This is a genomic window from Luteimonas sp. BLCC-B24, from assembly GCF_028550595.1.
Classification (GTDB): Bacteria; Pseudomonadota; Gammaproteobacteria; order Xanthomonadales; family Xanthomonadaceae; genus Luteimonas.
The window spans coordinates 328249-341529 of sequence record NZ_JAQQGN010000001.1 but is presented as its reverse complement, the minus strand read 5'-3'; the positions used below and the strand labels follow the sequence as shown (position 1 = coordinate 341529).

Here is a 13281-nt window from a genome sequence, read left to right as displayed (position 1 = left end):
GAACCATGGCAACCCCCGAACAGATTCAGGCCGCGCTCGACAAGATCAGCGACCAGGTCAAGACCCAGGCCGAAGCGGCCGAGAAGGAGATCAAGGCGCACGCCAAGCTCTCCGAAGAGACCCGCGCCAGCGTCGACAAACTGCTGACCCAGCAGGGCGAGTTGCAGGCTCGTCTGCAGTCGGCCGAGCAGCTGGTCGCGCGCCTCGAGCAGGGCGGCGGCGAGGCCGTGGGCCCCAAGTCGATGGGCGATCAGGTCGTCGAGAATGACGACTTCAAGGCCTGGGCGGCACGCGCATCGGGCGGTGGCGGCAGCAAGTTCCACATGGACGTGAAGGCTGTGGTCACCAGCGATGGCAGCTCGGCCGGCGATCTCATCGTGCCGCAGCGGCGCGAAGGCATCATCGCGCCCGGCCTGCGTCGCCTGACCATCCGCGACCTGCTCAACGTCGTGCGCACCACCAGCAACTCGGTCGAGTACGTGCGCGAGACCGGCTTCACCAACAACGCCGCGCCGGTGGCGGAGAACCCGTCTGGCATCAAGCCGGAATCGAACATCGTGTTCGAGGCGGACTCGGCGCCGGTGGTCACCATCGCCCACTGGATCCATGCCTCCCGCCAGGTGCTGTCGGACGTGCCGATGCTGCGCAGCTACATCGACGGCCGCCTGCGTTACGGCCTGAAGCTCAAGGAAGAGGACCAGCTGCTGAAGGGTTCGGGCGTCGGTCTGAACATCAACGGGCTGGTCACCCAGGCGACGACCTACGCCAACCCGGGTGTGATCGTGCAGGCCGAAACCCGGATCGATCGCCTGCGCCTGGCACTGCTGCAGGTCGAGCTGGCGGAAGCCTGGGCGGACGGCATCGTGCTCAGCCCGATCGACTGGGCGGCCATCGAGCTGACGAAGACGGATGACAACGCCTACCTGTTCGCCAATCCGCGCGGCATCGCCACCCCAGCGCTGTGGGGCCGCAATGTGGTGCCGACGCAGGCGATGGACCCCGGCGAGTTCCTGGCCGGTGCGTTCGGCGGCGGCATTGCGGCCGAGGTCCACGACCGCGAGGACGTGAACGTCATGGTCGCCACGCAGGACGACCGCGACTTCGTGAAGAACATGGTCAAGATCCTCATGGAAGAGCGCCTGACCCTGACCGTGTATCGCCCGGAGGCATTCGTCACCGGCGACTTCGAAGGCATCGATCCCGAAGTGCCGTAACCAGTCGACGGACAGGCCCACCTGAGGACGGCGGCTTCGGCCGCCGTCTTCTCTCCAGGAGACGCAACATGTACGAGATGAAGGCACTCCGCAGCTTCGAGCACGGCGGATCGATCAAGCGCGGCCAGACGTTCCAGGTCGCAACGAAGAAGGCCGCCGATGCGCTGGAAAAGGCGAAGCTGGCGCAACTGCTGGGCGAGGTCGAGGAAGAGAAGCCGGCGCCGACGCGCGTTGAAATCGACGCCGCCGCGCTGCTCGACCAGAACGCAGCCACCGTCGTCGCCGCCATCGGCAAGGGTGTCGCCCCGGACGTGCTCGCCGCAGCGCTGGCGGCCGAGAAGGCGGGCAAGGACCGCAAGACGGTCGTCGAGGCACTGGAAGCCGCCGTCAAGGCGCAGGCCTGACCGTGGAGCTGGTCACGATCGAGCAGGTCCGCGTGCACGCCCGCGCGGACCCTGAAGACGACACGATGCTCACCGTCTACGCGGACGCGGCCGAGCAGCAGGTGCAGGACTTCCTCAACCGCCGCGTGTTCGCCACCGCCGACAGCATGGCCGACGCTGTGCTCGCCGGCGATGCAGGTTGCGACCCGATGCTGGTGAATCCGGTTGTGCGTGCGGCGGTGCTGCTGCTGGCCGCTCACCTGTTTCGGCACCGTGAGGCGGTCACGACGGAGGCAGCGCGGGAGCTTCCGCTCGGCGTCACGCAGCTGCTGTGGCCGCACCGCGTGGGCCTTGGGGTCTGACCGATGGCACTGACCGCCGGCGAGCGCACTCACCGCATCCGCTTCGAGCGCCCGGTGCAGGAGACCAACGACTTCGGCGAGGTCGTGGGCACCGGCTGGGAGCTGGTGGTCGAAGTCTGGGCGAAGCGCACCAACCAGCTGAGCGCGACGGCTGAAGCCGTGGCGTCCGGCGCGCAGTCCTACCGGGAACAGGTGCGGTACGACATCCTGCCGCGGGAGATCGCGCCGGACTGGCGAATTGTCGAGCGCGGCAAGGCCTACGACATCAAGTCCGCCGGCACGAGCAACGACGGCAGCGAGACGGCCGTGATCGCCGTATCCGGACTCAATCAGGGCTGACCGTGAGCATCACCGTCGACATCCGCGGGCTGGGCGCCCTCGCTCAGGACTTCGCGACGCTGAAGCGTGGCGCGCAGAGGCGCGTGTTGCGACAGGCCACCATGGCCGGCGCTCGCGTGGGCCGAGATGCGATCCGCGATGCGGCACCGGTCGACGAGGGGATCACGCGCAAGAACGTAGTCGCGGCGAGCGCCAAGCAGAACGAGCCGGGCCAGCACACGGCCGGCGTGCGGGTGCGTGGCGAGCGGCGCGACGACGGCAGCAGCCCGGCCTACACCTGGCGCTTCAGCGAGTTGGGCACCAGCAAGGAGCCGGCGCGGCCGTGGATTCGGCCCACATGGGACAGCAACGAAGAAGAGATCGCGGAGGCCGTGCGTAACCGCCTTGGCAGCGCGATCGACGAAGCACTGGGGCGCCGATGATCGAGACGATGATCCAGAACCGGCTGCGTCTGCTGGCCGGCGGCCGCGTCTATGGCGGCGTCGCGCCCGACGCGGTGCAGCGGCCCTACATCACGCACTTCCACATGGGCGGCGAGCTGGGCGTCACGTTCTGCGGCCCGGACGGCAGCGACGAGGGCAGCGTGCAGATCGACTGCTGGGCCGCGAGCCGCGGCGAGGCGACGACGGTCGCTTGGCAGGTATTTCACGCCCTGAAGACCCCGGGCACCGACTTCGCCGTCGATTCGATTCGCCGGCTCCCGAGCGCGTACGAACAGGACACGAAGCTGCACCGCGCGTCCTGGGAAGTCGCCATCACCACCACCACACCTGACTGAGAGGTATCGCCATCATGGCTTCCAAGTTCACGCGCTCGCAGGGGACGCGGCTCTTCATCTCCACCGCCGTCACCGATGCACTGACCACGCCGCCGATCGACGACGAGGACTACATCGCGCTCGGCTGCACCCTCAACAGCTACAACCGTGCCGGCGGCCAGCGCACGGAGATCGACGTCTCGACCTTCTGCAGCGAGGTCATGGAGAAGGACTTCGGCCTGAAGGACAACGGCACGGCCACGTTCTCCGGCAACTACTTCGACGGCGACGAGGCGCAGGATCTGCTGCGCGAGGCCGAGGCCACCGGCGATCGCCACGAGTTCCGCGTGATCGATGCGCGCAACCGCGAAGCTCGCTTCATCGGCGTGGTGACGCAGACGTCCGAGGAGTCGAGCGTCAACGGCAAGTGGAATGCCACGTTTACCGTCGCGATCGTCTCGCCGATCGTGCGCGCGGCCTACGTCCCCTGATGGCTGCCAAGCAGGGCATCCGCGCCCTCGCTACGGCCCCGCTCGCGCCCTTCAAGCACGAGCGGGTCACCGTACCGGAGTGGGAAGGCGCGAAGCTGGTCGTTCGGCAGATGACCGCGGGCGACTGGATCGATTACCGCGCCGCCATCGCGCGTGCACGGGAGGCCGCCGGCGTCGAGCCGGGCGAAGCCGCTGAGGTGCCGGTCAACGTGATCCCGGCGACGGCCCTGGTGCTGGTGCGCACGCTGTTCGACGAGTCCGGCAAGCGCGTGCTGAGCGATCGCGACGCCGACGATGTGGCCGCGTCGTTCTCGGACGTCCACGGCCGGCTGGTCGACAAGGCGTTCGAGCTGTCCGGCATCAGCAACAACGCCGACCCGGTGGCCGACGCGGGAAACGTCTAGCGCAGGAGCCAGACCTGCGTTTCCTGTGTGACCTCGCGGGTTATCTGGGCCGCACGATCCGCGAGATCCGCGACACGATGGATCTCGACGAACTCGCGCTGTGGATGGCGCGGGATCGCGAGTCACCGCTCGGCATGGAGCGGCACGACTTCCATGCCGCGCAGGTCGCGGCGGCGGTGGGCGGCGGGAAGATCGTCGACCTGATGCCGAAATGGGGCCAGTCCAGCAGCGACGACCCCGACGTGATGTTGAACGACCTGATGGGCGGCCCCTGAGCCGCCCTTTTCTTTGGAGCCGCCGTGGCAACGAGCCTTCGCGAACTGATCGTTTCGGTCAGCGCCGATACGACGAAGTACCAGCGCGAGATGGACCGCGCGTCGCGCATGGGCGGCCAGTACTTCCGATCGATCCAGCAGGGTGGCGCCGACGCGACCCGGTCCTGGGATCGGCAGACGTCGGCAGCGCGCACGCACGCGAACGCGCTGGATGCCAGCACCCAGGCGATCAGCCGCTATGCCGCGGTCGCCGCCGGCGCCTTCAGCGTGGGCACGCTGATCGGCATGGCGGACGACTGGGGTCAGATCAGCGCGCGCATCCGCATCGCCACCACCAATCAGGAGGAGTTCGCGCTGGCGCAGACGCGCCTGATGGAGATCGCGAACCGCACCTACCGCGACTACAACGAGGCCGCTGACCAGTTCGCCGGCACCGCGCAGTCGATGCGGGAGATGGGCTTCGCGGCCTCTGACACGCTCGACTCGGCCGAGGCGCTGGGCCTTGCGCTCGTCGCCGGCGGCAGCAATGCGCAGCGCGGCGCGGCTGCGAATGATGCTTGGGCGAAGTCGATGGTGCAGGGTCGCATCGCGACCGACCAGTTCCAGACGCTTCTGCTGCAGACGCCGCGCGTCGTGCAGGCGCTGGGGGACGGCCTGGGCAAGACCACCCAGCAGCTGCAGCAGATGGCGAAGGACGGCCAGCTGACGGCGCAGGTGGTGGTCCCAGCGATCACCTCGCAGATGGGCAAGCTGCGCGCTGAGGTCGAGTCGATGCCGACCACGGTGCAGGACGCCGGCATCCGGTTCCGCAATGAGCTGCGCGCCTGGGTCGGCGGACAGAACGAGGCCTTCGGCGCGACGCAGGTGCTGGTGCGCGGGATCGAGGGCGTCACCGAGAACCTCGAGGCGCTGATCACCGTCGGCGGCGCGGCTGGACTCGGCATGATCGCCGGCAAGATGGTGCAGATCGGCATCGCGACCGGGCAGGCCGCTGTGAGCGCGCTGCAGTCCCGCGCGGCCGTGGTCGCCGAGGCCGTCGCGATGCGAGATGCCACGGCCGCAGGGCTGGCCAAGGCGCAGGCGGATCTCCGACGCGCCCAGGCAGCGATGACCGCGACGCGCGGCACGGCCGAGAGTGCGCGCCAGTCCCGCGCGCTGGCCAATGCCCTACTGACGGAGCGGCAGGCTGCACTGGCGGCGGCGACGGCGCAGGTGAACTACGCGCGCGCGACGAACCTCGCAGCGGCAGCGGGGCGCGGCGCGCTGGCGATTCTCGGCGGTCCCGCCGGGCTCGCGCTGACCCTCGGCACCGTCGCCGCCGGCTGGCTGCTGTTCCGCGGCGGCACGGACGACGCCAGCCAGGCGCTGGTCGACTTCAGCGGCGCGGCCGACACCGCGATCGAGAAGTTCCGCGAACTCAATGCCCAGCAGCAGGCCGGCCAGCTGCTGCGGCTCGATGACCAGATCACCGAGAGCACGCGCGCTGTCGAGCAGGCCATCGAGCGCATGGTCGCTGCGGCGAGCGCTTTCGGTTCGAACGACATGCTGGCGCCGTACCTGGACCAGATCCGGGAGCTGCAGGCTGAGTTCAGCGCCGGGCGCATCTCGGCGGATGACCTGTCCTCCGGCGTCGCGGCTCTCAATCAGCAGGTGTTGCAGGGATCGCCGGCGGCGCAGTCCGTGGGGCGCGATTTCGTGCGCCTGGGCGAATCGCTCGCCACCTCTGCGCGCGAGGCCGACCGCAAGCGCGGGCTGATGGCCACGCTGACTCAGACGAACACCGAGACCGGGAACGCCGCGGCCACCGCGGCGGGGAAGTACGACCAGCAGGCCGGCGCCATTCGAGGCGTTGGCCAGGCAGCCGTCGATGTCGACGCGCAGCTGCGAAGCCTCGACAGCCGGCTCAATGCGCAGATCGTCAACCTGGTGCGCATCCGCGACGGCGCCGAGAAGGCGATGATGGTCGAGATCGGCCAGCAGATTAACGCCGCCGGCGGTGTGGGCGCCCTGACTCCGCAGCAGCGCGCGGCGTTCAATGAGCAGATCGCGGCGCAGCGCCGGGTGATGCAGCAGACCGAGGCCGCGCAGGCCGCGGCGAAGGCGTCGAATGCTGCCGACCGCGCTGGCTCGAAGCAGGGCGACCAGTGGCGCGACTACAACGCCCAGATGGAGCGCGCGATCGCGCTGCAGCAGTCGCTGGCCGAGGCCTACGGCCGGGGAGAGGCCGCGGTCGCGGCGTCGAATAGGCAGCACGAGATCGAGGAGCAGGTGCTGCGCTTCGGCGAGGCACGCCGGGAAGCGATCACGCAGCTGATCGAGCGCGAGGCGCAGGCGCGTGCACGCGCAGAGGGTGATCAGCAGATCGCCGCGCTAAAGCGGCAGATCGAGATGTACGGCCTCGTCGGCAATGCCGCGAAGATGGCGTACGAGACCGCGCAGGGCGCCCTGCAGGGCCTGAGCGACACCCAGAAGCAGGTACTGAACGAGTCCGCGCAGTGGCTGGACTGGCTCGACGACATGGCCGCGCTGGACGCCGAGCGGGACAAGGTGCGCGACGACTTCGCGAAGAAGGAGATCGGGCGTCTCGGCGCCGTGTCTGCCTATGCGGACCAGGCAGCGCGAAACATGCAGTCGGCCCTGGGCGACAGCCTGTACAGCGTGCTGGATGGCAAGTTCTCCGATATCGGCGACTCGTTCTCGAACATGCTGAAGCGGATGGTGGCTGAGCTGGCCGCGTCCCGCATGTGGGAAGTCCTCGGCGGAGCGATGGCCGGCTACACAGGGCAGGGCGGTTGGGGGAACCTGATCCGCGGCGTCGGCGGCGCGATGCAGACCGATGGCGCCCGCGCCGGCGGCGGCCAGGTTAAGCCCTTCGGCGCCTACGACGTGACCGAGCACGGGCCCGAGATCCTGCAATACGGCGGCCGGTCGGTCCTGATGATGGGCGCGACCGGCGGCATCGTCTCGCCGCTGATGAATAAAGCCGGCGGGGGTGCGGCGGGGGGCGGCCCGCTGCAGGTCGTCATCAACAACAACGGCAACAACCAGGTCTCAGCGCGCGAGGAGCGCCAGCAGCAGCCGGACGGCTCGATGCTGCGGCGGCTGATCGTGGACGTGGTCGGTGAAAGCCTCAACGGCGGCCAGCTCGGCAGCTTGGGCAAGGCGCGGTATGGATGGAAGGAGCAGGTCGGATGAGCCAGTTGCCTGAAGGCGTGTGCATCCGCTTGTCCGACTTCAGCGAGACCTTCGACCCCAGTGTCGAGCGCACCGAGATGGAGCGCGGCGTCCCGAAGCAACGCGTCCTCAACACGCAGGTGATGGTGAAGCTCAGCTGCACGCTGATGTTCGTCGACGCGGCGCAGTACCAGGCCTTCGAGGACTGGTACTTCGACACGATCAAGCGCATCGGTTGGTTCACGGCTGAGCACCCGCGAACCAAGCAACTGATCAGCTGCCGCTTCGAAGGGGGCAGCATCGGCACGCTGCAGGTGATCAATCATCGGACCGGACGGTGCGCGAGATCGCTGGTCCTGGAGTATCTCCGGTGAGCACGTTTCAGGAGCGACGCCAGCGCACGGTTGACCCGAAGGACACCGCGCCTCTGCTGCTGCTCGAGATCAGCGCGCCCTCCATCCCGGAGACGCTGCGCATCGTCAACGACACGCAGAACTGGACGAGCAACGGAGTCGAATACCTGGCGTGCCCGTTCGGCTTCAAGCTGCCGGACGACACTGCCGGCCAGACACCGCGGGCGCAGTTGGAGATCGACAACGTCGGTCTGGGCATGACCCAGGATCTCGAGGGCATGCAGCCGAACGAGATGGTGATGTGCGTGCTGCGCCTCACCGATCGGGCGAACCCCAACGCGATCGAGCGCGTGTACCGATTGCCGATGACGATGGCCTCGGCCAACACCGTCAAGGTGACAGCGACGCTCGGTGTGGACTTTCTGATGCGCCAGCAGGCCGTGCGCCTGCGTTACGACCCATTCAACGCGCCGGGGCTGTCCTGATGCGCCTGGCCGACGTTGAGCGTTTCATCGGCGTTCCGTACTGCGAGCACACACAGGACTGCGCCGACTTCGTTGTGCTGGTGCAGCGCGAGCTGTTTGGCCGCCACGTCGAGCTGCCGAACGGTCGACCGCGCGGCGTGCGCGGACAGGTGACGCTCGGCGAGCTGTCGAAGCCCTACGGCGCGCGCACTGACGCGCCAAACGACGGCGACCTCGTGGTGATGTTCGAGCGCGGCAGGCCGGCGCACGTCGGTGTCTATTTCTGGCTGGCCCACGAGGGCCACGTCCTCCACTCCAACGAACGCGACGGGTGCAGCGTCCTGCACCGCGTCCGCGACTTGCCGGCATTCGGCGCGCCGATCGAAGGGTTTTACACATGGGTTTGATGGAGTGCCCCGCCGGCCACGGCCGCCTGATCACCACGCCGCACCCGGTCACGCTCGATGGACAGACCAACATCGCGGCCGAGCTGATCCCGGGCGAGACGCTGGGCACGTTCCTGCGCCGCTCCGTGCCGGACTGGTCTGGCGACGCTTGGGAAGTGCGCATCAACGGCGTCGTTGTGCCTGTCGAGGTCATGGACCGCGTGCGCCCGAAGGACCGCACCGTGATCGAGGTGCGCGGCGTCGTGCGCAAGCAGGCGCTCTACATCGTCGCCATGCTGGCGCTGACCTACTTCACCTTCGGTCTCGGAGCCTACGCAGGCATCGCCGGCACTGCGTTCGGAGGCGGCATTGCGGGCGCGATCGCGGCCGGCGCGGTGTTCATGGCCGGTTCCGTACTGATCAACAAGGTGCTCGGCCCCAAGCCTGCCGAGAATCGCCAACGCGAACCCGAGAGCGTCTACAACATCGGCGCCGGCCGCAACCAGGCGCGGCCGTACCAGCCGCTGCCGCTGGTGTTCGGCACGGTCAAGTACGCGCCCGACATTCTGAGCGCGCCGTACACGTGGTACGAAGGCCGTGACCAGTACCTGGGCATGGTCATCACCCCGGGCGTCAACGCGCACAGCTTCGAGCCGCTGTTCAACGGCGATGCGCTGCTGTCGAGCTTCCAGGGCGTGCAGGTCTACCAGTCCGGCTTCCCTGGCATGCCCAGCGAGGTCATCCCGCTCTACAGCGACGCGGACACGATTCAGGGCGGCGAGCTCAACAAGAACCAGACCTGGGTGCAGCGCACGACGCCGGCCGGGACCGTTCGCGTGCAGGTGAACCTCGAATACATCCTGGGCGATCAGGACAGCAAGGGAAAGCCATTTACCAACCGCGAGACGGTGCAGGTCCAGTACCGCGCGGTCGGCGCGTCGACGTGGCAGGCGCTGGTGTCGCGGGAGTTCCGCTCGAGCAGCTACGACCAGCAGCGCGCCACGCTGTCGGCGGACGTGCCCGAGGGCCAGTACGACGTGCGCGTGCGCATCCTCGGGCAGGCGATGGACGGGGGCGGCTCCAACGGCCGCGCGCAGTTCCAGTGGACCACCATGACCGCGGTCCAGGCCGATACCGCCACCTACGCCGGCATCCCCCGCATCGGCGTGCGCATCAAGGCGACCGGCCAGCTCAACGGCGCGCCCGACGAGCTGCGCTGCGTGGTGCACAGCCGGCCCATCCCGATGTGGAAGGGGCCGGGCATCGGCTGGGTCACCGAGGAGACGAGCAACCCTGGCGCGCAGATCCTGCAGTACGCGCGCGGCATCAACGACGAGAACGGCAACCGCATCGCCGGCATCGGCCTGACCGACGACATGATCGACATCGAGGCGCTGCAGGCCTTCATGCTGCACTGCGCCGCCAACCAGTTCGAATACAACTACGTCGTCAAGGACGCGCGCTCGCACGACGAGATGGTGAACGCGCTGGCGATGGCCGGCTTCGGTCAGGTGACGTGGGCGAGCGGCCGGCTGTCGGTGGTCTGGGCGTCGGACGAGCAGCCGCTGTCCGGCGTGGTCAACATGGCCACGATTAAGAAGGGCGAGTTCCAGGTCGACTACACGCTGGCCAATGCCGCCGACGGCATCGAGTACAGCTACTACGACGCCGAGGACTGGTCCACGAAGACCATCCGCGTGCCGGCGCCGGGCGTGACCACGATGCTCAACCCGGCCACGCTGACGGGCGAGGGCATCACCAGCGAGGCGCACGCCGCAATGCTGGCCCGCTGGCACCTGGCGCAGAGCCTGTACCAGTACAAGGACATCAGCTTCGCCACCGACATCGAGCACCTGAGCTACCAGCGGTTGTCGCTGCTGTCGCTGTCGCACGACCTCACGCAGTGGGGCTACAGCGGCCGGCTGGTGGGCGTCTCGATCGTGGGCGGCGTGGTCTCCCTCGCGCTGGACGAGCCGGTGCCGGCCCCGCCGCCGGGCGGCGCGTACATCGGCCTGCGCATCCCGGGCGAGCGCACGTACCGCGTGTTCGCCGTGCAACCCTTCGAGGGCGAAAGCCGCACGCTCACGCTCGTGGGCGCCTGGCCGGGCGACGCGCCGGTGCCGGGCAACAGCGACGGCAACCCCGCGCACGACACCATCTGGTGCTACGACTTCAAGGCTACGCCGGGCTACCGCGTGCGCGTGGTGGCGATCGAGCCGGAGAGCGACCTGAAGGGCGCGCGCGTCGCGGTGGTGCCGGAGAGCCCGGAGTACTGGCACTACGTGCGCACCGGCCAGTACATCCCGGCGCCGAATGAAAGCCTGCTGCAGACGCGGCCGATCGCCTCCAACCTCCTCATCTCCGAGCGCCAGGTGCCGCAGGGCGATACCGTGTTCACCGAGCTGGTGGCGACCTACGACATCACTGGGCCTGTCGGCGACGTCGTGGTGCAGATGTCGAACGAGAACGGCGAGCTGGAGGAGGTCGCGCGCACGACTACGCGCACCGCGGTCTGGCGCATCCCGCGCGCCGGCACCTACCAGATCGTCGTGCGGCCGTTCTCGCCGGATGGCCGCGCCGGTGTGGCCGTGGCCACGATCTACAGCACCATCGGCGCCGACGCACCGCCAGTCCTGGTGGACCTGTTCGACGTGCAGGAGCGCAGCGGCGGCGTGCGGCTCTACACCTGGGGCTGGCTGACCGGCACCACGCAGTCGGCGGACTTCGCCGGCGTCGAGATCCGCTACATGCCGGGCGCGGTGGCCACGCCGGACTGGGCCGCGATGACGCCAGTGGGCGAGGACGGCTACCACACCGCGCCCTTCGAAGCGGTCATCCCCGAGTCCGGCCAGTGGACCTTCGCGGCGCGCTCGCGCAACACCAGCGGCACGCTGTCGACAGGCATGCGCGTCGTGACCAAGACGCTCGGCGCGAACCTCGGCGAGCAGATCGGCGGTATCGGCGACGCGATCGACTACATCACCCAGCAGCAGGTGGCGCAGCAGGCGCTGATCGACCAGGCCGCGTTCGATGCGGCGGCCGCGCAGGCGGCAGCGGCCGAGGCCTTGGCCCTCGCCGGCACGCCGTGGAATGGCGACACCACCTGGCCGACGGGTGTGGTGGTGTACGAAGCGGGGCGCATGTACCGGGCGCTACAGCCTTCGGTCGGCGTGCAGCCGCCGAACCCTGCCTACTGGCAGGACATCGGCACCGTCACAGAGGCGCAGGGCGCAACTACGCAGGCGATCAGCCAGTTGCGCACCGACGTGGATGAGCAAGGGCAGGAATTCGCCGCGGCGATCACGCAGGTTCGCACAGCGGTCCCGGCGTCTGGGACAAACCTTCTGTGGAAGGAATACAGCTACTTCGATTCGGCGACCTTCCCTGCGATTTCCAGGTTTGGCGCGGCTGATGTCGATGTGATCGCGCACCCGAGCGTGTCCGGGTTCGGTGGCTATCTACTCCGGCTACTGACAAAAACTAGCGTAGTCACGGCGAGCGTTTTCCTTGGCGCCAGCAACACCGACTACAACATCCAGCTAGCCCCTGGCCGCCACATTCTCAGCTTCGATGCATGGACGCCGGGGTTTTCCACGCACACCTTCCGGCTCGTGCTCGTGACGAATGCCGGAAGCGTAAACGGGCCTTTGATGACAGCCCAATCGACGAGGTCGAGATTTTCGGCGGTGCTCGAAGTCCCGGCTGGCGCAACAGCGGGTGTGCTGCAGATCGAACAGAACCGCTCGGGAAGCGTCGGGCTTAACATCTACTTCGACCGCTTCCAGATCGAGCGCGCCGCCTTGGACGGCACGGTCGCCAGCGCATGGACGCCAGGCAATGCTGCTCGACAACTCGGCAGTAATGTGTCGGCGACACTGGCCCTCCAAGCCGCCCAAGACGCTCAGATCACCCTGACCACGAACGTCAACGGCCACGTCTCGGGCATGACGTCGAAGAACGACGGCCAGCGAGGGGTGATTAGCTTTCTAGCCGATGTGTTCGAGATTATTTCGAGCGGCACTGTCGGTGTGCGCTGGTCCAAGCGAAATGGCGGGCACTTCCTCAGATTCTATGCCGCATCAATCCAGCTCATCGTCGGCATCAACTTCGGCGCATCGAACAACCTGTGCTTCTGGTACGGGCCTAACGTGGGCGAGGAGAACTGCACACAAGGCAACGGCACCATCTGGTTCAACAACGTGGGCAGCGCGTACTTCGGCGGGAGCCTGAGCGCAGGCACACTGAAGAACGCGGTGAGATCGACCCAAGTGCTCGGCACTGCGTTCGTGGAAACCGGTCAGTTCGCGACCAACGGCAACCAGAAGACGATCACCTACAGCGTCGGGTATCAGAACAGCGGGGCGCAGAGCTCGGTACCTTGGGGCGGCTCAGCCACACGTGCAACCTCGGGCACGCTGACCTTGCAGCGGAGCATCGGCGGCGGGTCATGGGAAACGCTCGCAGCCATTCCGGTCAATGGCACCGCGCAGTACGAGGTGGAGGGCGGCACCTACTTTGTCCAAGTCGCGGCCAACGCCTCCGGCACCTACACCGACAACGTCGGCGGAACGGCGACGCGCAACTACCGCGCGGTGCTCAGCGCACCGGTGAACTGGCCGTTCACCATCGGATCCAATCCGGGCCAGCAGGCCCTCAACCTTATGTCAATCGAGCAGTGA

General features: G+C 67.9%; 14 protein-coding genes. All 14 read left to right on the top strand.

What is annotated here, in order from left to right; translation table 11 throughout:
• Nucleotides 1–5 precede the first annotated feature (5 nt).
• The 14 genes from PQS31_RS01640 (at nt 6) to PQS31_RS01575 (ending at nt 13281) form a co-directional block, all read left to right on the top strand.
• Nucleotides 6–1214 carry a phage major capsid protein gene (locus tag PQS31_RS01640; RefSeq protein ID WP_272760939.1) on the top strand — a complete coding sequence of 403 codons (1209 nt, stop codon included), beginning with the start codon at nt 6–8 and terminating at the stop codon, nt 1212–1214.
• Nucleotides 1215–1282: 68 nt separating this feature from the next.
• Nucleotides 1283–1618 carry a hypothetical protein gene (locus tag PQS31_RS01635; RefSeq protein WP_272760938.1) on the top strand — a complete coding sequence of 112 codons (336 nt, stop codon included), beginning with the start codon at nt 1283–1285 and terminating at the stop codon, nt 1616–1618.
• A gap of 2 nt (nt 1619–1620) precedes the next feature.
• Entirely contained in the window at nt 1621–1959 is a 339-nt protein-coding gene (locus tag PQS31_RS01630) for a head-tail connector protein (protein ID WP_272760937.1), read from the top strand.
• 3 nt (nt 1960–1962) lie between these two features.
• Nucleotides 1963–2298, top strand: a complete 336-nt coding sequence (locus PQS31_RS01625) for a head-tail adaptor protein (protein ID WP_272760936.1) — start codon at nt 1963–1965, stop codon at nt 2296–2298.
• A 2-nt stretch (nt 2299–2300) separates the two neighbouring features.
• Entirely contained in the window at nt 2301–2720 is a 420-nt protein-coding gene (locus PQS31_RS01620; protein ID WP_272760935.1) for an HK97-gp10 family putative phage morphogenesis protein, read from the top strand.
• Nucleotides 2717–3076 carry a DUF3168 domain-containing protein gene (locus PQS31_RS01615; RefSeq protein ID WP_272760934.1) on the top strand — a complete coding sequence of 120 codons (360 nt, stop codon included), beginning with the start codon at nt 2717–2719 and terminating at the stop codon, nt 3074–3076. The genes PQS31_RS01620 and PQS31_RS01615 overlap by 4 nt, the downstream gene beginning before the upstream one ends.
• Before the next feature lie 14 nt (nt 3077–3090).
• Nucleotides 3091–3546 (top strand): hypothetical protein, encoded by a 456-nt coding sequence (locus tag PQS31_RS01610; protein ID WP_272760933.1) that lies wholly within the window; start codon nt 3091–3093, stop codon nt 3544–3546.
• The gene (locus PQS31_RS01605; protein WP_272760932.1) at nt 3546–3950 is read left to right on the top strand and encodes a phage tail assembly chaperone; all 405 of its coding nucleotides are present in this window, start codon (nt 3546–3548) and stop codon (nt 3948–3950) included. The genes PQS31_RS01610 and PQS31_RS01605 overlap by 1 nt, the downstream gene beginning before the upstream one ends.
• 77 nt (nt 3951–4027) lie before the next feature.
• A complete protein-coding gene (locus PQS31_RS01600) occupies nt 4028–4225 on the top strand; it encodes a hypothetical protein (RefSeq protein ID WP_272760931.1) in 198 nt (65 codons plus the stop codon).
• 267 nt (nt 4226–4492) lie between these two features.
• Nucleotides 4493–7420 carry a tape measure protein gene (locus tag PQS31_RS01595; protein WP_272760930.1) on the top strand — a complete coding sequence of 976 codons (2928 nt, stop codon included), beginning with the start codon at nt 4493–4495 and terminating at the stop codon, nt 7418–7420.
• Complete coding sequence (locus PQS31_RS01590) at nt 7417–7773, top strand: hypothetical protein (protein WP_272760929.1); 357 nt, start codon at nt 7417–7419, stop codon at nt 7771–7773. Before PQS31_RS01595 ends, PQS31_RS01590 begins: the two co-directional genes overlap by 4 nt.
• Entirely contained in the window at nt 7770–8237 is a 468-nt protein-coding gene (locus PQS31_RS01585) for a DUF1833 family protein (RefSeq protein WP_272760928.1), read from the top strand. Before PQS31_RS01590 ends, PQS31_RS01585 begins: the two co-directional genes overlap by 4 nt.
• Nucleotides 8237–8623, top strand: coding sequence for a peptidoglycan endopeptidase (locus tag PQS31_RS01580; RefSeq protein WP_272760927.1), 387 nt, complete (start codon nt 8237–8239; stop codon nt 8621–8623). The genes PQS31_RS01585 and PQS31_RS01580 overlap by 1 nt, the downstream gene beginning before the upstream one ends.
• Nucleotides 8548–13281 carry a host specificity factor TipJ family phage tail protein gene (locus PQS31_RS01575; protein WP_272760926.1) on the top strand — a complete coding sequence of 1578 codons (4734 nt, stop codon included), beginning with the start codon at nt 8548–8550 and terminating at the stop codon, nt 13279–13281. The genes PQS31_RS01580 and PQS31_RS01575 overlap by 76 nt, the downstream gene beginning before the upstream one ends.

Coding starts and splice junctions, on each gene's coding strand:
- PQS31_RS01640 (WP_272760939.1), top strand. CDS start 6: ATGGCAACCCCCGAACAGATTCAGGCCGCGCTCGACAAGATCAGCGAC.
- PQS31_RS01635 (WP_272760938.1), top strand. CDS start 1,283: ATGTACGAGATGAAGGCACTCCGCAGCTTCGAGCACGGCGGATCGATC.
- PQS31_RS01625 (WP_272760936.1), top strand. CDS start 1,963: ATGGCACTGACCGCCGGCGAGCGCACTCACCGCATCCGCTTCGAGCGC.
- PQS31_RS01615 (WP_272760934.1), top strand. CDS start 2,717: ATGATCGAGACGATGATCCAGAACCGGCTGCGTCTGCTGGCCGGCGGC.
- PQS31_RS01610 (WP_272760933.1), top strand. CDS start 3,091: ATGGCTTCCAAGTTCACGCGCTCGCAGGGGACGCGGCTCTTCATCTCC.
- PQS31_RS01605 (WP_272760932.1), top strand. CDS start 3,546: ATGGCTGCCAAGCAGGGCATCCGCGCCCTCGCTACGGCCCCGCTCGCG.
- PQS31_RS01600 (WP_272760931.1), top strand. CDS start 4,028: ATGGATCTCGACGAACTCGCGCTGTGGATGGCGCGGGATCGCGAGTCA.
- PQS31_RS01590 (WP_272760929.1), top strand. CDS start 7,417: ATGAGCCAGTTGCCTGAAGGCGTGTGCATCCGCTTGTCCGACTTCAGC.
- PQS31_RS01580 (WP_272760927.1), top strand. CDS start 8,237: ATGCGCCTGGCCGACGTTGAGCGTTTCATCGGCGTTCCGTACTGCGAG.